Annotated in this window: 23 protein-coding genes; 8 read left to right on the top strand and 15 right to left on the bottom strand. The window is 62.6% G+C overall.

All coding sequences use genetic code 11. The annotated features are described in order from the left end of the window. Positions 1-5: 5 nt before the first annotated feature. The 3 genes from prfA to J0M27_RS18570 are packed head-to-tail and all read left to right on the top strand — an operon-like array spanning position 6 to position 2,369. A complete protein-coding gene (prfA, locus tag J0M27_RS18580) occupies positions 6-1,082 on the top strand; it encodes a peptide chain release factor 1 (protein ID WP_294995307.1) in 1,077 nt (358 codons plus the stop codon). Beyond that, on the top strand, positions 1,079-1,924 hold the full coding sequence (prmC, locus tag J0M27_RS18575; RefSeq protein WP_294995277.1) for a peptide chain release factor N(5)-glutamine methyltransferase: 846 nt from the start codon (positions 1,079-1,081) through the stop codon (positions 1,922-1,924). Before prfA ends, prmC begins: the two co-directional genes overlap by 4 nt. 31 nt (positions 1,925-1,955) lie before the next feature. Beyond that, positions 1,956-2,369, top strand: coding sequence for a hemerythrin domain-containing protein (locus J0M27_RS18570; RefSeq protein ID WP_294995274.1), 414 nt, complete (start codon positions 1,956-1,958; stop codon positions 2,367-2,369). A gap of 84 nt (positions 2,370-2,453) precedes the next feature. On the opposite strand, the gene J0M27_RS18565 is transcribed toward J0M27_RS18570, so the two are convergent. Both J0M27_RS18565 and J0M27_RS18560 read right to left on the bottom strand, forming a co-directional pair. Continuing rightward, entirely contained in the window at positions 2,454-3,095 is a 642-nt protein-coding gene (locus J0M27_RS18565) for a c-type cytochrome (protein ID WP_294995272.1), read from the bottom strand. 49 nt (positions 3,096-3,144) lie between these two features. Beyond that, positions 3,145-3,336, bottom strand: coding sequence for a hypothetical protein (locus J0M27_RS18560; RefSeq protein WP_294995313.1), 192 nt, complete (start codon positions 3,334-3,336; stop codon positions 3,145-3,147). Between J0M27_RS18560 and yihA the strand changes: the two genes are divergently transcribed. Then, a complete protein-coding gene (yihA, locus tag J0M27_RS18555; RefSeq protein ID WP_294995304.1) occupies positions 3,266-3,829 on the top strand; it encodes a ribosome biogenesis GTP-binding protein YihA/YsxC in 564 nt (187 codons plus the stop codon). The two genes, J0M27_RS18560 and yihA, sit on opposite strands and share 71 nt — an antisense overlap. 277 nt (positions 3,830-4,106) lie before the next feature. Continuing rightward, positions 4,107-5,114 carry a porphobilinogen synthase gene (gene hemB, locus J0M27_RS18550; protein WP_294995269.1) on the top strand — a complete coding sequence of 336 codons (1,008 nt, stop codon included), beginning with the start codon at positions 4,107-4,109 and terminating at the stop codon, positions 5,112-5,114. Between the two features lie 29 nt (positions 5,115-5,143). Here the strand turns inward: hemB and slmA are convergent, their stop codons facing one another. The 13 genes from slmA to ccsA form a co-directional block, all read right to left on the bottom strand. Beyond that, a complete protein-coding gene (gene slmA, locus J0M27_RS18545) occupies positions 5,144-5,731 on the bottom strand; it encodes a nucleoid occlusion factor SlmA (protein ID WP_294995266.1) in 588 nt (195 codons plus the stop codon). Positions 5,732-5,907: 176 nt separating this feature from the next. After that, positions 5,908-6,792, bottom strand: coding sequence for an acetylglutamate kinase (argB, locus tag J0M27_RS18540; RefSeq protein ID WP_294995263.1), 885 nt, complete (start codon positions 6,790-6,792; stop codon positions 5,908-5,910). A gap of 180 nt (positions 6,793-6,972) precedes the next feature. Next, a complete protein-coding gene (locus J0M27_RS18535; RefSeq protein WP_294995260.1) occupies positions 6,973-7,386 on the bottom strand; it encodes an Hsp20/alpha crystallin family protein in 414 nt (137 codons plus the stop codon). A gap of 80 nt (positions 7,387-7,466) precedes the next feature. Then, positions 7,467-7,940: a dihydroneopterin triphosphate diphosphatase gene (gene nudB / locus J0M27_RS18530; RefSeq protein WP_294995258.1), complete on the bottom strand. Its 474-nt coding sequence runs from the start codon at positions 7,938-7,940 to the stop codon at positions 7,467-7,469. A 9-nt stretch (positions 7,941-7,949) separates the two neighbouring features. After that, positions 7,950-8,402 carry a barstar family protein gene (locus tag J0M27_RS18525; protein WP_294995256.1) on the bottom strand — a complete coding sequence of 151 codons (453 nt, stop codon included), beginning with the start codon at positions 8,400-8,402 and terminating at the stop codon, positions 7,950-7,952. After that, complete coding sequence (locus J0M27_RS18520; protein ID WP_294995253.1) at positions 8,399-8,749, bottom strand: ribonuclease domain-containing protein; 351 nt, start codon at positions 8,747-8,749, stop codon at positions 8,399-8,401. Before J0M27_RS18520 ends, J0M27_RS18525 begins: the two co-directional genes overlap by 4 nt. Positions 8,750-8,751: 2 nt before the next feature. Further along, complete coding sequence (gene aspS, locus J0M27_RS18515; RefSeq protein ID WP_294995251.1) at positions 8,752-10,551, bottom strand: aspartate--tRNA ligase; 1,800 nt, start codon at positions 10,549-10,551, stop codon at positions 8,752-8,754. Positions 10,552-10,586: 35 nt separating this feature from the next. Next, positions 10,587-11,207 carry a DUF502 domain-containing protein gene (locus tag J0M27_RS18510; RefSeq protein WP_294995248.1) on the bottom strand — a complete coding sequence of 207 codons (621 nt, stop codon included), beginning with the start codon at positions 11,205-11,207 and terminating at the stop codon, positions 10,587-10,589. Positions 11,208-11,218: 11 nt separating this feature from the next. Next, positions 11,219-11,485 carry an FmdB family zinc ribbon protein gene (locus J0M27_RS18505; protein ID WP_294995245.1) on the bottom strand — a complete coding sequence of 89 codons (267 nt, stop codon included), beginning with the start codon at positions 11,483-11,485 and terminating at the stop codon, positions 11,219-11,221. Positions 11,486-11,621: 136 nt separating this feature from the next. Next, positions 11,622-12,476: an A24 family peptidase gene (locus tag J0M27_RS18500; protein WP_294995244.1), complete on the bottom strand. Its 855-nt coding sequence runs from the start codon at positions 12,474-12,476 to the stop codon at positions 11,622-11,624. A 21-nt stretch (positions 12,477-12,497) separates the two neighbouring features. Continuing rightward, on the bottom strand, positions 12,498-13,727 hold the full coding sequence (locus J0M27_RS18495; protein WP_294995241.1) for a type II secretion system F family protein: 1,230 nt from the start codon (positions 13,725-13,727) through the stop codon (positions 12,498-12,500). Positions 13,728-13,834: 107 nt separating this feature from the next. Further along, entirely contained in the window at positions 13,835-15,106 is a 1,272-nt protein-coding gene (locus J0M27_RS18490; RefSeq protein ID WP_294995238.1) for an HlyC/CorC family transporter, read from the bottom strand. Then, entirely contained in the window at positions 15,106-15,915 is an 810-nt protein-coding gene (gene ccsA, locus J0M27_RS18485) for a cytochrome c biogenesis protein CcsA (protein ID WP_294995235.1), read from the bottom strand. Before ccsA ends, J0M27_RS18490 begins: the two co-directional genes overlap by 1 nt. A gap of 70 nt (positions 15,916-15,985) precedes the next feature. Between ccsA and ffh the strand changes: the two genes are divergently transcribed. The 3 genes from ffh to J0M27_RS18470 all read left to right on the top strand — a co-directional run bounded on the left by ffh (position 15,986) and on the right by J0M27_RS18470 (position 18,913). Further along, positions 15,986-17,341: a signal recognition particle protein gene (gene ffh, locus J0M27_RS18480; RefSeq protein ID WP_294995232.1), complete on the top strand. Its 1,356-nt coding sequence runs from the start codon at positions 15,986-15,988 to the stop codon at positions 17,339-17,341. Between the two features lie 580 nt (positions 17,342-17,921). Next, positions 17,922-18,380, top strand: coding sequence for a hypothetical protein (locus tag J0M27_RS18475; protein WP_294995229.1), 459 nt, complete (start codon positions 17,922-17,924; stop codon positions 18,378-18,380). After that, positions 18,377-18,913 (top strand): hypothetical protein, encoded by a 537-nt coding sequence (locus tag J0M27_RS18470; RefSeq protein WP_294995226.1) that lies wholly within the window; start codon positions 18,377-18,379, stop codon positions 18,911-18,913. Before J0M27_RS18475 ends, J0M27_RS18470 begins: the two co-directional genes overlap by 4 nt. Positions 18,914-19,201: the final 288 nt, after the last annotated feature.

Genomic DNA, 19,201 nt, shown 5'->3' with positions numbered 1-19,201 from the left:
CCATGATGAAGAAAAGCATTTACGACAAACTCGAGCACCTCGCCGAGCGCCTGGCCGAAATCGACGGCCTGCTCGGTGGCGAGCACGCGGCGCGGGACATGGACGGCTATCGCAAGCTGACCCGCGAGCGTTCCGACATCCTGCCGGTGGTCGAGCTGTTCCATGCCTACCGTGTCGCCAGCGCCGACTTTTCGAGTGCAGGCGAGATGCTGGCCGATCCTGAAATGAAGGAACTGGCGCAGGCCGAGCAGGAGGCGGCCAGTGCCGAAATGGCCCGGCTCGAGGTCGAACTGCAGCGCGCCTTGCTGCCGAAGGATCCCAACGACGACAGGAATCTGTTCCTCGAAATCCGCGCCGGCACCGGCGGCGATGAATCGGCGCTGTTCGCCGCCGACCTGTTCCGCATGTACAGCCGCTACGCCGAGCGCCAGCGCTGGAAGGTCGAGATTGTTTCGCGCAGCGAATCCGACCTCGGCGGCTTCCGCGAAATCATCGCCCGCATCGAAGGCAACGGCGCCTATTCGAAGCTCAAGTTCGAATCCGGCGGCCATCGCGTGCAGCGCGTGCCGGTGACCGAGACCCAGGGCCGCATCCATACCTCGGCCTGCACGGTGGCGGTGATGTCGGAAGCCGACGAACTGGTCGACATCGACATCAACCCCGCCGACTTGCGCATCGACACCTTCCGCGCTTCCGGCGCCGGCGGCCAACACATCAACAAGACCGACTCTGCGGTGCGCATCACCCACATTCCGACGGGCATCGTCGTCGAATGCCAGGACGACCGCTCGCAGCATCGCAACAAGGCTCAGGCGATGTCGGTGCTCGCGGCGCGAATCAACGACGCCAAGCAGCGCCAGCAGCAACGGCAGATCGCCTCGCAGCGCAAGAGCCTGATCGGTTCCGGCGACCGCTCGGAACGCATCCGCACCTACAATTTTCCCCAGGGCCGGATCACGGACCATCGCATCAACCTGACGCTGTACAAGATCGACGCCATCATGGACGGCGAGCTTGACGAACTGGTCGGCGCCCTGACCGCGGAACACCAGGCCGAGTTGCTTGCGGCGCTCGCCGAATGAACACCGTTGCCGGCGTGCTGGAGGCAGCGCGCCGCAAGCTGCCGGCAAGCGAGGCGCGCCTGCTGCTCGGGCACGTCCTGTGCCAGTCGGCCGCCTGGCTGCTGGCTCACGGCGAGCAGGTGCTCGACGAGGACGACCTGCGCGCCTTCGCCTCGCTCGTTGCTCGACGGGCAGGCGGCGAGCCGGTCGCCTATCTGGTTGGCCGGCGCGAGTTCTTCGGGCGCGATTTCGAGGTGTCGCCCGCCGTGTTGATCCCGCGCCCGGAGACCGAACTGCTGGTCGACATTGCGCTGGCAAAAGTCGGCGCTGGGGAGACGGCCAGGGTTCTGGACCTGGGTACCGGTAGCGGCTGCATCGCGATAAGCCTGGCGCTGGAGTTGCCGCAGGCACGGGTGACGGCGGTCGATGCCTCGGCCGCCGCGTTGGCCGTGGCGCGCCGCAACGCGGACCGCCTTTCCGCGCGCCTGCGCTGCGTGCAAAGCGACTGGTTCGACGCCCTGGGCGAAGAAGAATTCGACCTGATCGTCGCCAATCCGCCTTACGTTGCCGCAGCCGATCCGCATCTCGCCGCTGGCGACCTGCGTCACGAGCCGGCAACGGCTCTGGCGAGCGGAACGGACGGCCTCGACGACCTGCGACGCATCATCGCCGGCTCACCGGCGCATCTCGCACCCGGCGGACAGCTCTGGTTGGAACACGGCCATGACCAGGCCCCGGCCGTGCAGGATCTGCTGGGGCGGGCGGGCCTGACGGCCATCGAACAACACCGCGACCTCGCAGGTATCAAACGCGTCAGCGGCGGGCGATTGTCGCCGCAACCCGCCAGCGGGCATACCCGCTAGAATTTGCGTTGGCGGCGAGAGGGAGTGCATTGTGAAATGGGACAACAGTTTTGCCATCGGCATCGAGGCGATCGACAACCAGCACCGGAAGATTTTCGAGCGCCTGCTGGCGATCGAAAATTCGATCGCCAAGCGGGACCCCTGGCATGTCCTGAACTTCCTTCTGTCGCAGCTGGCGGAAAGCATGAAGTTCCACCTCGCTGTCGAAGAGTCCCTGCTCGAAGTAACCCGCTATCCGGGGCTGAAGGGGCATCGCGATTCGCATGGGCGAATCGTCGACCTGATGGCGGAACTCGAGGAAAAGCTCGAGCGCGCACCATCGGAGGCATTCCTGGTCGGATTCTTCGAGGACTGGTTCCTGCGCCACGTGCTGGGCGGTGACCGCGAGTATGCCGCCTACCTGAACCAGGAATTTCCGGTGATCTTTCGCCGCAAGGCGGCCTAGTTTCTCTGCCGGACGACAGGGACCGCAGAAAGACAAAGGGCGGTCCGAACAACCCGGACCGCCCTGAATCGAAGCAGGTACTGGCTAGCGCAGGCCGGCGACGTAGTCCGAGACTGCCTTGATTTCCACATCGGTCATCTTGAGCGCGACCATGCGCATCATCTTGTTCGGGTCGTTGGCGCGGACACCGTCACGGAAGCTCTTCAGTTGCGCTTCCGTGTATTCGGCGAACTGGCCGCCGATGCGCGGAAACTGGGCGGGCATGCCGGCACCAGCCGGGCCGTGGCAGGCGGCACAGGCCGGCAGTCCCTTGGCCAGGTCGCCGCTGCGATACAGCTTCTGTCCGAGCTCTATGGTTTCGCGATTCTTGGCGGATTCGCCGGTCTGGGTCTGCGCCGCGAAAAAGGCCGCGAGGTCGCGCATCTGGCCGTCGTCGAAGGCGGCGATCATGCCGCCCATGATGGCGTTGCTGCGCTCGGCCGGCTTGCCATCGGCCGCCTTGAAATTCTTCATCTGCTTCAACAGATACTCGGGATGCTGACCCGCAAGTTTCGGATTGACAGGCAGTTGGCTGTTGCCATCGGCGCCATGGCAGGCCGCGCAGACGGTGGTGGCGATCGCCTGGCCGCGGCTGGCGTCGCCTTTGGGGGCTGCCTTGGTCGCATCGGCGGCTTGGGCACCGATTGCGGTCATCGCGCACAGCAGGGCAAGCAGGGAACGCTTCATGGAAAACTCCTGGATTTTGCCGGGAATCGGAAATCGTAAACCTGCTATTCTAGCCGAGCCTGTCCGAATTTTCCACGTCAGCCTGCCATGGCGGCGTCTCTCCGATGTAACGCCCCATGTCACTGTTCCGCAACGCCGTCTTCGAAATTTCCGTCGCGCAGCCCAACGGCCTGCCGCCGCCGGCGGGCGCCGAGATCGCCTTCGCCGGTCGCTCGAATTCCGGAAAATCCAGCGCGATCAATACGCTGGCTGGGCATACCCGGCTCGCCTTTGTTTCCAAAACACCGGGGCGAACGCAATTGATCAACCTGTTTCGCATGCGAAACGGGGCCGCGCTGGTGGACTTGCCAGGATACGGCTTTGCCCAGGTGCCCCTCGCCGTGCGCTTGCAGTGGCAGGGCTTGCTGGAGCACTACCTGACCCGTCGCTCGAATCTGGCCGGGCTGGTCCTGATCATGGATTCGCGCCGCCCCCTGACCGACCTTGACTGGAAAATGATCGGCTGGTTCGGCCCCACCGGTCGCCCCATCCATTGCCTGCTGACCAAGTCGGACAAACTGACGCGTCAGGAGCAAACCAAGACCCTGCGCGAAACCCGCGCCGCACTGGCCGAGTTCGGCGCGCAGATCACGGTGCAGATGTTCTCCAGCCTGAAAAAGACGGGCATGGAAGATGCGGAAAAGGTCATCGGAAGTTGGTTGAGTGGCGACGGGGCCGTTCCATCAATTAGCTGACGCAGTCAGCCAATTTAGTCACCCCCTTTCCTGGAAAGGGGGCTGGGGGGATAGCCATCCAATTCGCCCGCAGGGCTTTTATTTTGGCTGCGCCAAAATAAAAGCCCTCGACCAAAGGGGGAAGGTCGAGGGCTGAACACCTTGAAAAATCAAGGTCCCGCTCAGGGAGGTGAAGCGGGAGACGGCACGAACATGCGTTCGCTACCATCTGTAACCTATGATAGACCAACTACGTTAAAGTTCAAGTAAATCTGAAAATTTCTTTGGGGCTAAATCAATGATTACAAAAGGTGTATTTCCGGGGACGCGGATGCGCCGCATGCGTAGGGACGAATTTTCAAGGCGCTTGATGCGTGAGCACACACTTACGGCTGACGATCTTATCTACCCGGTTTTCGTGCTGGAAGGCAGCGGGCGCATCGAACCCGTGGGATCGATGCCTGGCGTCGAGCGCATGTCGCTTGACCGCCTCCTCCCGGTTGCCGAAAGGGCCATGAGGCTCGGTGTGCCCGCGCTCGCGTTGTTCCCCGTGGTGGATGGAAAGAAAACTCCGGGCGCCGAAGAGGCATGGAATCCGGCGGGACTGGTGCCCACCGTGGTCGCCCGCCTGAAGAAGGAGTTCCCCGAACTCGGCGTGATCACCGACGTGGCGCTAGACCCCTATACCAGCCATGGCCAGGACGGCCTGATCGATCCGGCCGATCCGCGCGGCTACGTAATGAACGACGAGACGCTGGAGGCGCTGGCGAAGCAGGCCCTGTGTCATGCCCAGGCCGGCGCCGACGTGGTGGCGCCCTCGGACATGATGGATGGTCGCATCGGTCGCATCCGCGGCGCGCTGGATGCGCACAAGCTGATCCATACCCGCATCCTGGCCTATTCGGCGAAGTACGCGTCGGCCTTCTACGGGCCCTTCCGCGACGCCGTGGGGTCGGCCGGCAATCTGGGCAAGGGCAACAAATACACCTACCAGATGGATCCGGGCAATAGCGACGAAGCCCTGCGCGAAGTGGCGCTCGATATCGACGAGGGCGCCGACATGGTCATGGTCAAGCCGGGCATGCCCTACTTGGACATCGTGCGCCGCGTGAAGGACGAATTCGGCGTGCCGACCTATGCCTACCAGGTCAGCGGCGAGTACGCGATGCTGAAGGCGGCGGCACAGAACGGCTGGCTGGCGCACGACGCGGTGATGATGGAGGCGCTGCTGTCCTTCAAGCGCGCCGGCTGCGATGGCATCCTGACCTACTTTGCACTCGAGGCGGCGACCCTGCTTAAAACCTGATCAAACAGTCGGCGCCGGCAACACGGCAGTTACCTGGCCAGTAGCGGCCATTGCGCCGGCCATTTCACCAGCGGATCGTCCTTGAAGCCGCTCTTGACGAAACGTTGCCAGCGGCCGAGAACATGGCAGACCAGCAGGTCGGCGTGGGCGCCGAAATCGTGATCGGCGGCCAGCGCGCCTTGCGCGGCAGCGACCTTGAGGCACTGCTTGAGTGTCGCCTCGATGCGGTCCAGCAGCTGGTTGATCCGGGCCTGCAGCCGCGGGTTTTCATGCACCAGCGCGTCGCCCACCAGAACCCGCGTCAGGCCGCGATTCTTCTGCGCGAAGCGCAGCAGTGAAGCGACGATCGCCTCGGCCTGCTTGAGCCCGGCTTCCTCGGCGGCCTCGATTTGGCCGATGACTGAAAAGACGCCGGTCTCGATGAATTCGATCAGGCCTTCATACATCTGCGCCTTGCTGGCGAAATGACGATAGAGCGCGGCTTCCGACACCTGAAGCTGCTTTGCCAGCAAGGCGGTGGTGACCTTGTCCGCCGCCGGGCGCTCCAGCATTTCGGCGATGGTCTGCAGGATCAGCAGCTTCTTTTCACCAAGCTTGGCGGCGCGGGCTTCGTTCATGGCGGGTCCGTTGTTAGGTGGTTAGCGGGAAACTCCGTTTCGGAGCCCTTGCAATAAATGCGCGCAGCGCGCCGACAAGTAACCCCCCGTGAGGGGGGAAGGGGGGCGGGCGAATAATTCGCTTTTCGCGTGTTTCATCCGCGGCGGGCGTTGCTGTGTGCGATGAGCGTAAACAGTTACTTCGACTTGATCAAGGTGCCGACGCCTTCGTCAGTCAGGATTTCCAGCAGCAGGGCGTGTTCGACGCGGCCGTCGATGATATGCACGCCCTTCACGCCGCTCCTTGCCGCATCCAGCGCCGAACTGATCTTGGGCAGCATGCCGCCCGACAGCGTGCCGTCGGCCACCATGTCATCGATCTGCTTCGGCGTGATGCCGGTGATCAGCTTGCCGGACTGATCGAGAACGCCCGGCGTATTGGTCAGTAGCACCAGCTTTTCGGCTTTCAGCACTTCGGCAATCTTGCCGGCGACGACGTCGGCATTGATGTTGTAGGTTTCCCCTTCGCTGCCGACGCCGATCGGCGCGATGACCGGAATGAAGGCGCCGGTATCGAGCAGGGCGATCAAGCTGGGATCGATGGAAATGATGTCGCCGACCTGGCCGATGTCGATCAGGTCGCCCGGAGCATCCTTGTTTTCCATCATCAGCTTCTTGGCGCGGATGAAGTTGCCGTCCTTGCCGGTGAGGCCCACGGCCTTGCCGCCGTGCTGGTTGATCAGGTTGACGATGTCCTTGTTGACCTGGCCGCCGAGCACCATTTCGACCAGGTCCATGGTCTCCGCATCGGTGACGCGCATGCCCTGGACGAATTCGCCCTTCTTGCCGACGCGCGCCAGCAGATTTTCGATCTGCGGGCCACCACCATGCACCACCACGGGGTTCATGCCCACCAGCTTGAGCAGCACCACGTCGCGCGCGAAGCATTGCTTCAGGTGCTCGTCGGTCATGGCGTTGCCGCCGTACTTGACGACGATGGTCCTGCCGTGAAAGCGCTTGATGTAGGGCAGGGCTTCGGCCAGAACGCCGGCCTTCGCGGAGGGAGCGAGCTTTTCCTTCATGGATTCGGGCGAGTGCGAGTGGTAACTTCGCCCATTCTAACGGCGGCAAAACAAAAACACAGCACGCCGGAATGCACCGGCCCGACAAATCCCCGGAACACGGCCCCGCCTCCGCGCGGTGGGTAAGGACGCCGTGCCGCCGGCGCCGACTTTTCGCGGCGGCCGGCGGGAAAGCGAAGCCTACTGGATGGTGATGCGGCGCGCCTGGGTTGCGGCTTTCTTCGGCAGCACCAGTTCCAGAACGCCATCCGTGTATTTCGCCGTTACCTGCGCCTCGTCGATCTCCTGCGCCAACTGGAAGCTGCGCGAAACCTTGCCGACATAACGCTCGGAACGCAGCACGCGCTCACCGTCCCTGACATCCTTTTCTTCGCGCCGTTCGGCGCTGATCGATACGACTGCGCCGTCAATCGCGACGTGGATGTCTTCCTTCTTCACGCCCGGCACCTCGGCATGGACCACATAGTTCTTTTCCTGCTCCTTGACATCGATCTTCACCACCGGCGCTTCCTTTTCGCCAGCGAAATCGACGGGACGAACGAAGAAGCCACGGAAAAAGTCATCAAGGGGATCGCGACGGATGAGGTTGCTCATTTCATTCTCCTTTCTATCAGGTAGGTGGCTTCCATCATCGAGGGAGCCTCAACCATCAGATAGGCGCCGCAAGGGGAATTTCAAGGCTTGCCGTGGAGGGGTTCCGGCATGTCGCGGGCGAGCCGTCGCGGCAGTTCGAGAATGGCGTCGCGGTTGCTCCAGGAGAAGCAGGCAGCGGCCGCCTCCTGCCAGGGCAGCCAGCGCCAGGCGAGATGCTCGTCCGGCGCGACGGTCACGGCCACGGGTTCCGGCAGGCAGAGGCTGAACACGTGCTCCGTGTTCTCGGTGACGCCGGGGGCATAGCGATGGCGCCATTCGGCAAAGATCTGGTAGCGGTTGGACGTGTGCCAATCGACGATTCCACCCATGGCAACATCGATTCCGGTTTCTTCACGCACTTCGCGTCGCGCGGTTTCGATCAGCGCCTCGCCGTCTTCCCGGCTGCCGGTGACCGACTGCCAGAAGCCGGGGTGGCGTGCACGTTCCAGCAGCAACACGTCCAGCGCCGGCGTGTGGATTACCACCAGCACCGAAACCGGCGTCTTGTAGGGCATCGCGACCCGCTAGTCGCCTTGGGCCACCGTCGGCAACCAGGCGATGCCGTCGGCCTGCATGTCGACCAGGCACCAGAACGGCACGCCATCCTCGCGCCAGGTATCGGCGGCTTCCTGGAATACCTGCATCAGCGCGACGAAGTCGGCCTCGGCGCGGCCGTGGATGCCGTCGCAATGGTCGAGGATGACCACGTAGCCGGACGCCGGCAGCCAACCCATGTCCAGCAGGCTGTCGGCCAGCGCATCCCAATTGTGGCCGAACCACTGCGGGAAACGCAGCCCCCTGGCCACGGCATCCAGCATTTCGCCCTTGTTGCGCGCTGCCGCCAATTCGACATGCAGGACCAGGCAACCGGCGGCCGCGGCCCCGGCCAGCAATTTGTCGCGAGGGCCGTGCGGCAGATGGTGTACGCCCGCGGCGGCGGCATCGGCGAACAAGCTTTCGTAGTGGGCAATGCTCATCGTTCTATCCGGCGGAAGCTCTGGTAGTGATCGGCAGTGTAGTAGAACACCACGGGCGGCTTGTCGCCGGTGACGATGCGCCGCGCGCCGCGATCCCGGCTGCCAGGCGTCGGTACCGTGTATTCGCGGTAGTAGCCGCGCGGCTGCTCGGGCAGGCGACGTTCGCGATTCTGGAAGGTGATGCCGTCGCGGCGATAGGGAAATGGGCCGCCGGCGTCGATCAGCTTCAGGGTTTCGCGTGCCTCGGCGGGCAAAGCCGCCACCGGCGTTGTACCGATGCGATTGTCCCGCGCCAGGGCAGTGCCGAACAGCGCGACCCCGACCAGTGCGCAGAACAGATTGCGCATGTTCAGGATTTCGTTAGGTCGACCTGGGTCTCGACCTTCTGCCGCAGCCGGATATGGAGTTCGCGCAACTGCTTCTCGTCGACATCGGACGGTGCATCGGTCAGCAGGCATTGTGCGCGCTGGGTCTTGGGGAAGGCGATCACGTCGCGGATCGACTCGGCGCCGGCCATCATGGTGACGATGCGGTCGAGGCCGAAGGCCAGGCCGCCGTGGGGCGGCGCGCCATACTTCAGCGCGTCGAGCAGGAAGCCGAACTTGGCCTGTTGTTCTTCGGGGCCGATGCCCAGCGCCTGGAAGACTTTTTCCTGTACGTCGGCGCGATGGATACGCACCGAGCCGCCTCCCATTTCCCAGCCATTGAGCGCCAGGTCGTAGGCCTTGGCCAGGCACTTGCCGGGATCGGTCGCCATCAGGACCTCGTGGCCGTCCTTGGGACTGGTGAAGGGATGGTGGCAGGCCGACCAGCGCTTGTTTTCCTCGTCGTATTCGAACATCGGGAAATCGACCACCCAGAGCGGCTCCCAGGCCTTGCCGTTGACGTAGCCCTTTTCATGGCCGATCTTGCTGCGCAGGGCGCCGAGCGCGTCGTTGACCACCTTGGTCTTGTCGGCGCCGAAGAAGATCAGGTCGCCGGACTGGGCACCGGTGCGCTCGATGATGGTCTTCAGCGCGGCCTCGTGCAGGTTCTTGACGATGGGCGACTGCAGGCCCTCCTCGCTCAACTTCGATGCATCGTTGACCTTGATATAGGCCAGGCCGCGGGCGCCGTAGATCTTGACGAACTCGGTGTAACCGTCGATTTCGCCGCGCGTAAGGCTGGCGCCGCCGGGGATGCGCAGCGCCGCGACGCGGCCGCCGGACGTCGCCGGACCGCTGAATACCTTGAAGGCGACGTCGGCCACGGCATCGGTGACCTCGGTCAGTTCCAGCGTCACGCGCAGGTCAGGCTTGTCCGAACCGTAGCGGCCCATGGCCTCGGCGTATGTCATGCGCGGGAAGGGATTGGGCAGGTCGACGCCGAGCGCGGTATTGAACACGCTGCGGATCATTTCCTCCATCAGCGCGGTGATCTGCTCCTCGGTCAGGAAGGAGGTTTCGATATCGACCTGGGTGAATTCCGGCTGGCGGTCGGCGCGCAGGTCCTCGTCGCGGAAGCACTTGGTGATCTGGTAGTAGCGGTCGAAACCGGCGACCATCAGCAACTGCTTGAACAACTGCGGCGACTGCGGCAGGGCGAAGAACTGGCCCGGATGGACGCGCGACGGCACCAGGTAGTCGCGGGCGCCCTCCGGCGTGCTCTTGGTCAGCATCGGCGTCTCGATGTCGATGAAGCCCTTGCCGTCGAGGAAGCGGCGGAAGGCCATCGCCACCTTGTAGCGCAGCATCAGGTTCTTCTGCATCTGCGGCCGGCGCAGGTCGATCACGCGATGGGTCAGGCGCACGTTCTCGGAGAGGTTGTCCTCGTCGAGCTGGAAGGGCGGCGTCACGGCGGCGTTGAGCACTTCGAGTTCATGGCAGAGGATCTCGATCTCGCCCGAGGCCAGGTTGGCGTTCTCGGTGCCGGCCGGGCGGCGGCGCACCTTGCCGGTCACCTTCAGCACGTATTCATTGCGCACGTCCTCGGCGACCTTGAACATCGCTGGGCGATCCGGATCGCAAACCACCTGGGCCAGGCCTTCGCGATCGCGCAGATCGATGAAGATCACTCCGCCATGGTCGCGGCGGCGGTGGCTCCAGCCGCAAAGGCTGACGATCTGGTCGACATGGGAGGCATTCACCTCGCCGCAATAGTGAGTACGCATAGGATTCTCGTTCCGTGATTGCCCGCTACGGGGCCTTACTGGTTTTGCGCGCGCCCGGCAGGATTCCTCATGGGCGGGGCGACGACACCCATGGATACGATGTACTTGAGGGCTTCGTCGACGTTCATGTCCAGCTCGATGACGTCCTTGCGCTTGACGAAGAAGAAAAAGCCATTGACCGGACTGGGCGTGGTCGGAATGAATACGCCGACATGTTCATCGGGCAGCATGTCGGCCACGTCACGCGCCGGGTGCCCGGTCTGGAAAGCGACCGACCAGGCCTCGGGATGCGGGTAGCGGACCAGCAACACCTTGCGGAAGGCCACGCCGCTGCCCGAAAACAGCGTGTCGCTGACCTGTTTGACGCTGTAGTAGATCGACTTCACCACCGGGATGCGGGCCAGCGCCCCCTCCCAGAAGCGCACCAGTTTCTGGCCGACGATGTTGGTGGTCACCAGGCCCGTGAGGAATACCACCAGCAGGGTCAGCAGCGCTCCCAGGCCGGGGATGTACATGCCCAGCAGGTGTTCGGGATGGATCGCCTGCGGCAGCAGCAGCAAGGACTGGTCCATCGAGCGGACGATCAGCGACAACACCCAGGCGGTAATCGCCAGCGGAACCCAGATCAGCAGCCCCGTGATGAAGTACTTTTTCAATGCCGATGTTTTCAACTGTTGGCGGCGCAGCTACCCGTTCCACCCTGGCATGGCGGCGGGTTGTCGCTCTTCGCGTCGGCCGCCTTGCAGCCGCCGCCGCCCTTGAAATCGGTGGCGTACCAGCCGCTACCCTTGAGCTGGAATCCCGGTGCGGTCAGCTGCTTGGAAAAATTCTCGGTGTTGCATTCGGGGCAGGTGGTCAGCAGCGGATCGCTGACTTTCCGCATGACATCTTTCTCAAAGCCGCATTCGGTGCAGCGATAAGCGTAGATCGGCATGGCATTCTCCGGCAAGCTGGCAAAGGGGGAATTATAGCTGAAGGCCTTGCCGCACCGGCCTCGGCCCATCACTCCATATTCGGGCAAATCAGGCTGCGTCGCGCGATTTCAAGTGCATTGTGCTACCGGCAAGTGCCTAAAGGCCGACTCCAAGGTAGGCGCGGGTCAGCGGTTTTCCCCAGATCAAGGCGATCACTCCGGCGCTGGCGAGGTAGGGGCCGAAAGGAATCGGCACGCCGCGGCCGTGGCGGGCAAAAACCATCAGGCTGATGCCGACGGCCGCCCCGACCAGGGACGAAAGCAGGATGACCATGGGCAGCATCTGCCAGCCCAGCCAGGCGCCAAGCGCCGCCAGCAGCTTGAAGTCGCCGTAGCCCATTCCTTCCTTGCCGGTTATCAGCTTGAATCCCCAGTACACGCTCCACAACACCAGGTAACCCATCATGGCTCCGATGACGGCGCTCTTCAGGTCGGTGTAGGCATTGAACAGGTTCAGCGCCAGGCCGAGCCACAGCATGGGCAAAGTGATGTCGTCGGGCAGCAACTGGGTGTCGAAGTCGATCCCGGTCAGGGCGATCAAGCCGCCGATCAGCACCAGCGCGCCGAGGCCGGCGAGGGAAAAGCCGAAATGCCAGGCGGCGAAGGCGAACAGCAAACCGGTCGCGGCCTCGGTCAGCGGATAGCGAGGCGATATCGGGGCAGCGCAAGCCTTGCACTTGCCGCGCAGGATGATCCAGCTGAGGATGGGCAGGTTCTCCAGCGCGCTGATCATGTGCCCGCACTTGGGGCAGCGCGAACGCGGCCTCGCCAGGGACAGCGGCTCAGCCGGGGGAATGGGCGTGTTGTTGAGTTCCGCGCATTGGGCTGCCCAATCGCGCTGCATCATGATCGGCAGGCGATGGATGACCACATTGAGAAAACTTCCGACCATCAGGCCGAACACTCCGGCGGCGAGGGCGAACACCGCCGGATCGGCGAACAGTGCGATCATCCGCGCTACCCGCTGGTCGGATCAGCCGACCACCGAACCGAGTTTGAAGATCGGCAGGTACATGGCGACCACCAGGCCGCCGATCAGGCCACCGAGGAAGACCATGATGATCGGTTCCATCAGGCTCGACAAGGTCTCGACAGCTTCATCGACCTCGGCCTCGAAGAAGTCGGCGGTTTTGCCCAGCATCGAATCGAGCTGGCCGGATTCCTCGCCGATCGCCACCATCTGGGTCACCATGGGCGGAAAGACCCCGGAGTTTTCCATCGCCACTGTCAGGCTTGAGCCGGTCGCCACTTCACTTTGGATCTTCAGCGTTGCCAGGGTGTAGACGTAATTGCCGGCGGCGCCGCCGACCGAATCCAGCGCATCGACCAACGGCACGCCGGCGGCGAACATCGTGGACAGCGTTCTTGTCCAGCGCGCAATGGAGGACTTGCGGATCAGGTCGCCGAACACGGGAACCTTCAGGAAATACCGGTCGGCGGCAATCTGTACCGCCCGCGAACGTTTGAACGCTTGCGCTGCGCCATAGATGGCGGCGTAGATGGCGCCAAAAATTATGTACCAGTTCGCCACGAAGTAATCGGAAATCGCGATCACGACCAGGGTGGGTGCCGGGAGTTCGCCACCGAAACTGGCAAACACGCCCTTGAACGCGGGAACCACGAAAATCATGATCACCGCGGTGATGACGAAGGCGACGATCAGGATGGAGATCGGGTAGAACAGCGCGCCCTTGATCTTGGATTTGATGGCCTGGATCTTTTCCTTGTAGGTCGCCAGGCGGTCGAGCAGGGTGTCGAGGATGCCGGCCTGCTCGCCGGCTTCGACCAGGTTGCAGAACAGCGCGTCGAAATACTGGGGATACTTGCGGAAGGCCGTCGCGAGGTTGGAACCCGTTTCCACGTCGGACTTGATGTCGAACAGCAACTTGGCGAGGCCGGGGTTGTTGGTGCCCTTGCCCACGATGTCGAAGGATTGCAGTAGCGGAACGCCGGACTTGACCATGGTCGCGAGCTGGCGTGAAAACAGCGTGATGTCCTTGTCGGAAACCTTGGCGCTGGACGATTTCTGCTTCTTGAGCTTGGTGACCGTGATGCCCTGGCGGCGCAGGCCGGCGCTTGCGACGGCTTCGCTGGCCGCCTTGATCTCGCCACGAACCACCTTGCCCTGCTTGTTCTTGCCCTCCCAGGAAAAATTCAGTTCCTTTGGGCCGTCCTTCTTCTCTGCCTTGCCTGCTGTGGCCATCGGCTTCTCCCGCTTGAATTCATCGCATTCTAGCCCCGTCCCAGGGGATACCGCCCTTTGGGCATAAAGGCAACCCTTCCGGGGACGCCCTGCCTATGCCGAGAGTATCACTCTACGGCGGGGCGGTGAAGACGTACCATTTTGATCTTTCGGTCCTGTGTTTGTACGATCTCCATCGCCACGTTGCCGACACGAACGCCGACGCCCACTTCGGGGATGTCCTGCAGGTGTTCGACGATCAGGCCGTTTAGCGTGCGCGGACCGTCCAGCGGCAAGTCCAGCGCGAGCATGCGGTTGAGTTCGCGCAGGGTCGCGGCGCCATCGACCAGCACTACCCCGTCCTCGTTCCAGGACAGCGAACTGCCGACATCCGACTGGCGCGTGGTGAATTTGCCGACCAGTTCCTCGATGATGTCTTCCAGTGTCACCAGGCCCTCGATCTCGCCGTATTCGTCGACCACCAGGCCCATGCGCTGGCGGTTGTCGCGGAAGAACTGCAACTGGGTATAGATCGGCGTCGCGGCCGGTATGAAATAGGGTTCCGACATCCGCTCGCGCAGCGTCGCCTGTTCGACTTTGCCGGCAAAGGCCTCGGCCAGCAGGCGCCGTTGAGGCAGCACGCCGACTATGTTGGCCGGATCGTTCTCGTAAACCGCCACCCGGGTGTGGAAACTGGTCGCCAGTTGCGCCTTGATGTCTTCGATCGGCGCGCCTATGTCGATCGCCTCGATCTCGCCGCGCGGGATCATGATGTCGGCGACCGTCAGCTGCTCGAGTTCGAACAGGTTGAGCAGGATGGCGCGGTGCTGCTGCGGGATGAAGTTGCCTGACTCCAGCACCAGCGACCGCAATTCCTCGACGCTGAGCCGCGAGCTCTCGGCGTTCCCCTTCGGCTTGAGGCGCAACAGCCAGAGCAGGGCGTCGACGAACAGGTTGACGAACCAGACCACGGGGTAGGCAGCGCGCAGCAGGGGCCCGATCACGTAGGCCAGGACCCGCGCCAGCCGGTCGGCATGGGTGGCACCGAGGATCTTGGGCGTAATCTCGGCGAATACCAGGATGGCGAAGGTGACCAGCAGCGTGCCTATCGAGAGCGCCCACTTTTCCTCGCCGAAGAGCTCGATGGTGATGACCGACACCAGCGTTGCCGCAGCGGCGTTGATCAGGTTGTTGCCGAGCAGGATCACGCCCAGCATCTTGTCGGTGCGCCCCAGCAGGTCGAGCGCCAGTTTGGCGCCACGATCCCCCTGGCCCGCGAGGTGGCGCAGGCGATGGCGGTTCGCCGCCATCATCGCCGTTTCGGTAATCGAGAAGAAGGCGGAACATCCAAGCAGCACCGCCAGCGCAGCGAACTGCGCGGACAAGGGAATCCCGTCCATCAGCGGCCGAGGATGACCTCAACTACGAAACGGCTGCCAACATAGGCCAGGAGCAGCGCGGTGAAGCCGGCCAGGGTCCAGCGCAACGCCACCCGTCCGCGCCAGCCGCGCAGGTGGCGACCCGTCAGCAGGGCCGCAAAGATGATCCAGGAAAGGAAGGCGAAGACGGTCTTGTGGTTGAAACTCAGGGCCTTGCCGAACAGGGTCTCGGAGAAGAACACGCCCGAAATCAAGGTCAGCGTGAGCAGCACGAAGGCGACGTGGATCAGGCGGAACAGCAGCGCTTCCATGGTCAGCAGCGGCGGCAGGCCGGCCAGCAGCGGCGAGATGCGGCCGCGATGCAGGCCTTTTTCGGCGGTCGCCATGAGCAGCGCATGCAGCGCCGCCAGGGTGAACAGGCTGTAGGCCAGCATCGCCATCAGGAAATGCAGGCGGAAGGCCATCGAGCCGGCGTTGTTCAGCACATGCGCCTCGGAAAAAAGCGCCGGCAGCAAGGCGGCCAACGCAGCGGCGGGCAGTCCGAGCATCTGCAGGCCTTCCATGCGGGCGTAAAAACTTTCGATCCAGAACAGCGCGATCGCCAGCCACAGCATCACGGAAAGCGCGATGGCGAAGCCGAAGCGCATGGTCTCGCCGTCGAATATCGCCATGCGCAGGCTGACTCCGTGCGCGACCAGCGCCACCAGCAGCAGTGCGCGTTCGCCGAAGCCGAGGCCGCCTGCCGGCTGGTCGAGCACCGGGCCGCGCCAGCGGCTGCGCCACAGATGTGCCGCCAGGCCGGCGTAGAGGGCTGCGGCCAGTAGATGCATTAAGATTGGGGGCATCGGCGAAGTCTACACCAAGCCCCCTCCCCCTTTCAGCCCCGACCCCCATTCATTCATGCTAGACAACCTCACCCAGCGCCTCGGCCGCGTCGTCAAGAACCTGCGCGGCCAGGCCCGCCTCACCGACGACAACATCTCGGACATGCTGCGCGAAGTGCGCATGGCCCTGCTCGAAGCCGACGTGGCACTGCCCGTGGTCAAGGACTTCACCGCCCGCGTCAAGGAAAAGGCGCTGGGCCAGGAAGTCATCGGCTCGCTGACGCCTGGTCAGGCGCTTGTCGGGGTCGTCCATCGCGAACTGACCGAATTGATGGGCGGCGCCAGCTCGGGGCTCAACCTCGCCACCCAGCCGCCGGCCGTGATCCTGATGTCCGGCCTGCAGGGTGCGGGCAAGACCACCACCACCGCCAAGCTAGGCAAATGGCTCAAGGAGCGGCAGAAGAAAAAGGTGCTCACGGTAAGTTGCGACGTCTACCGCCCCGCCGCCATCGAGCAGCTGAAAGCCGTTTCGGCCCAGGCCGGGATCGATTTCTTCCCCTCGACCGGCGAGCAGAAGCCGGCCGACATCGCCGCCGCCGCGCTCGATCACGCCAAGCGGCATTACTACGACGTGATCTTCGTCGACACCGCCGGGCGGCTGGCCATCGACGCAGCGATGATGGCCGAGATCAAGGACCTGCACGCGCTGCTGAAACCGATCGAAACCCTGTTCGTGGTCGATGCCATGCTCGGCCAGGACGCGGTGAATACGGCGAAGGCCTTCAACGAGGCCCTGCCACTGACCGGCGTGATCCTGACCAAGCTCGATGGCGATTCGCGCGGCGGCGCGGCGCTCTCGGTGCGCCATGTCACCGGCAAGCCGATCAAGTTCGCCGGCGTCGGCGAAAAGCTGACGGGCCTCGAGGAGTTCCACCCCGAGCGCATGGCCTCGCGCATCCTCGGGATGGGCGACATCCTCGGCCTGGTCGAAGAGGCGCAGCGCGGCGTCGACCAGGAAAAGGCGCAGGAATTCGTCAAGAAGATGAAGTCGGGCAAGGGCTTCGACCTGCACGACTTCAAGGAACAGATCGGCCAGATGAAGAACATGGGCGGCATGGCCGCGATGCTAGACAAGCTGCCGGCGCAGTTCGGCGCCCTGGCGCAGAAGGCCGGCGGCGGCATGGAAGACAAGGCCGTGCGCCGCCTCGAAGGCATCATCAACTCGATGACGCCGGGGGAGCGCAGCAAACCCGAGATCATCAAGGCCAACCGCAAGCGCCGCATCGCCACTGGCGCGGGAGTTTCGGTGCAGGAAGTCAATCGCCTGCTGAACCAGTTCGAGCAGACGCAGAAGATGATGAAGCAGTTCTCGAAAGGCGGGATGGCGAAAATGATGCGGGGGATGAAGGGAATGCTTCCCGGAATGCGCTGACGCGCTGACCGTTCGCCATGAGCTTTGAGCCATTCACGGTGAGCCTTTGCCGTTCGTGGTGAGCCTGTCGAACCACGCTCCGTCATTCCCGCGAACGCGGGAATCCAGAAATGCCCCTTACTCGCCGTATCACCAGCGCCGACTTTTCCACTTCGCCTACAAGCCCGCGCCGGGACTCGCCCCGGCGGGCGAGGTACTTTCTTGCTGCGCGGCAAGAAAGCACCCAAAGAAACGCGCCCCGCCTCCCCGGCCAGATGGCGGAGGGCTCGCCAGAGTCTCGCCCGTTCGCGCGGCGCAAGGCCAAAAAATTGGCCTTGCGAAACCCCGCGCTCACCCCTCGCTGCGGAAGGCCCGCCGGGCCGGTCGCTAAACTAGCCGGCCAAAAAACGGACGTCGTCGGGCAACGCGACCGGACTTCCCCCGGCGAGTCTCCCTCGCTCGGCGGGTCAGAGGGGAATGAAAATCGCCTCAACGACCCGCGCAGTTCTTCACTCGACACACCTAGGCTTGCCGGGTAGCATGACCAAGTCCTATTTCACAAGTTGGCAGGTTAATCGCGACTTTTTCGGAGACTGGTTATATGGGATTTCTATTGGGAATAACGCACAAAGTAGTAGGTCCCGTATTGGTGTGCGAAGGTGATCTAAAGAAGGATATCTGGACTTATCTGTCAAATGGCGATCTAACCCACGATGGCAACTTCCTAAACAAGACAATCCGGCTTCCGAAGACGCTTACAACGATCGAAGAGCTGGATTCGCACGAGGATAGGCAACGAATTACAGGAGACATACGAGAGAGATTTCAACGGCTTTCAGATGCGAGCTTGCTTGTGGGAAGCGCGGCCATGGTCTCTCCGATAGCGTATGTCGTGACTGCCGCGATCAATGAGAGCAATAAGGAAGAGATTGCTGCCAACTTGCCTCCTAGCGATCTCTTTACCTGTTTCCGTGGCACGCTCAAAGACAGACGAAGCTTTGTCGCGGTTACTCTCCGCTCCACCTTCGAAAAGATCACTGAGCTGCTCGTAAAACCATGAGTATCGAAGACCTCATTAGGGTTCAACCGCCGTGGACACTTGCCGCCGTCTTCCTTGGATTTATGCTTGGCGAAGGCTCGCGATATATACGCGAGAGATTGCGGGTGTTTCGTTTGAAGAGAACAATTCAGAAAGAGCTGGAATCCATTCAGCGGCAGATTCCGCAAAAGAAAGAAATTGTGTCCCAGATCATTGGGAATCTTGGGAAGAGGGTTCTCTTACCTGGGTTGTCGGTTCCAATCATTTCACTGGGGTACGACGAATTAATTAAAGCGGTCTATGAACATCTTTCTCCTTTGCAGCGGAATTGCCTTCACGTAATTTATGAACGCCTGCGCGTCGCCGACAATACGCTTGCTAATTTCAAAGACGACTTTCTCGCAATGATCAAGGCTGGAGTTCTTGCCGATCCATGGAAGGCGTTTGCCGACCAGTTCCAAGACATAAACGCGTCTTACGACGTCGTTGAAGATTTGATTGCCTCTTATCTTTCGAATCGACCGATTGATGTTTTTATGCCGTCCCGCATGTAATTGTTGTTAGCGGCAAGCGATAGAAAATTCGTTTCAAGTTTGTTTTTCCCGCGCTTCGGCACGTGCTACGGTTTGCCGTCCCCTCTGCTTCGCCGAGCGAGCAAGGTTCGCCGGGGGACGTCCGGGCGCGTTATCCGACGACGGCCGCTTTTTTCGCCGGCTATTGAGACTTCCGTAATTCATGACATCACCACAAGGTAGCCTGCATCCAGCAAGCGGCGATGATCGAGGGGCGCTTTTGAGCGCTCTTGAGTTTGTTGCGTGCGGTCGTGTGCAGTTCGCTCAGAT

This window comes from Sulfuritalea sp. (genome assembly GCF_017302275.1).
GTDB lineage: Bacteria > Pseudomonadota > Gammaproteobacteria > Burkholderiales > Rhodocyclaceae > Sulfuritalea.
The sequence above is the reverse complement of the archived record's forward strand: the minus strand, read 5'-3'. Positions and strand labels throughout refer to the sequence as shown.

What these genes read in the sequence shown, in the direction of transcription:
- prfA (WP_294995307.1), top strand. Translation starts at nt 6, where the DNA reads ATGAAGAAAAGCATTTACGACAAACTCGAGCACCTCGCCGAGCGCCTG.
- slmA (WP_294995266.1), bottom strand. Translation starts at nt 5,731, where the DNA reads ATGAACGAAGCCCGCGCCGCCAAGCTTGGTGAAAAGAAGCTGCTGATC.
- J0M27_RS18525 (WP_294995256.1), bottom strand. Translation starts at nt 8,402, where the DNA reads ATGAGCATTGCCCACTACGAAAGCTTGTTCGCCGATGCCGCCGCCGCG.
- J0M27_RS18500 (WP_294995244.1), bottom strand. Translation starts at nt 12,476, where the DNA reads ATGATCGCACTGTTCGCCGATCCGGCGGTGTTCGCCCTCGCCGCCGGA.
- hemB (WP_294995269.1), top strand. Translation starts at nt 4,107, where the DNA reads ATGATTACAAAAGGTGTATTTCCGGGGACGCGGATGCGCCGCATGCGT.
- argB (WP_294995263.1), bottom strand. Translation starts at nt 6,792, where the DNA reads ATGAAGGAAAAGCTCGCTCCCTCCGCGAAGGCCGGCGTTCTGGCCGAA.
- ffh (WP_294995232.1), top strand. Translation starts at nt 15,986, where the DNA reads ATGCTAGACAACCTCACCCAGCGCCTCGGCCGCGTCGTCAAGAACCTG.
- J0M27_RS18520 (WP_294995253.1), bottom strand. Translation starts at nt 8,749, where the DNA reads ATGCGCAATCTGTTCTGCGCACTGGTCGGGGTCGCGCTGTTCGGCACT.
- J0M27_RS18470 (WP_294995226.1), top strand. Translation starts at nt 18,377, where the DNA reads ATGAGTATCGAAGACCTCATTAGGGTTCAACCGCCGTGGACACTTGCC.
- J0M27_RS18565 (WP_294995272.1), bottom strand. Translation starts at nt 3,095, where the DNA reads ATGAAGCGTTCCCTGCTTGCCCTGCTGTGCGCGATGACCGCAATCGGT.
- J0M27_RS18535 (WP_294995260.1), bottom strand. Translation starts at nt 7,386, where the DNA reads ATGAGCAACCTCATCCGTCGCGATCCCCTTGATGACTTTTTCCGTGGC.
- J0M27_RS18490 (WP_294995238.1), bottom strand. Translation starts at nt 15,106, where the DNA reads ATGGACGGGATTCCCTTGTCCGCGCAGTTCGCTGCGCTGGCGGTGCTG.
- J0M27_RS18475 (WP_294995229.1), top strand. Translation starts at nt 17,922, where the DNA reads ATGGGATTTCTATTGGGAATAACGCACAAAGTAGTAGGTCCCGTATTG.
- nudB (WP_294995258.1), bottom strand. Translation starts at nt 7,940, where the DNA reads ATGCCCTACAAGACGCCGGTTTCGGTGCTGGTGGTAATCCACACGCCG.
- ccsA (WP_294995235.1), bottom strand. Translation starts at nt 15,915, where the DNA reads ATGCATCTACTGGCCGCAGCCCTCTACGCCGGCCTGGCGGCACATCTG.
- J0M27_RS18505 (WP_294995245.1), bottom strand. Translation starts at nt 11,485, where the DNA reads ATGCCGATCTACGCTTATCGCTGCACCGAATGCGGCTTTGAGAAAGAT.
- prmC (WP_294995277.1), top strand. Translation starts at nt 1,079, where the DNA reads ATGAACACCGTTGCCGGCGTGCTGGAGGCAGCGCGCCGCAAGCTGCCG.
- J0M27_RS18495 (WP_294995241.1), bottom strand. Translation starts at nt 13,727, where the DNA reads ATGGCCACAGCAGGCAAGGCAGAGAAGAAGGACGGCCCAAAGGAACTG.
- aspS (WP_294995251.1), bottom strand. Translation starts at nt 10,551, where the DNA reads ATGCGTACTCACTATTGCGGCGAGGTGAATGCCTCCCATGTCGACCAG.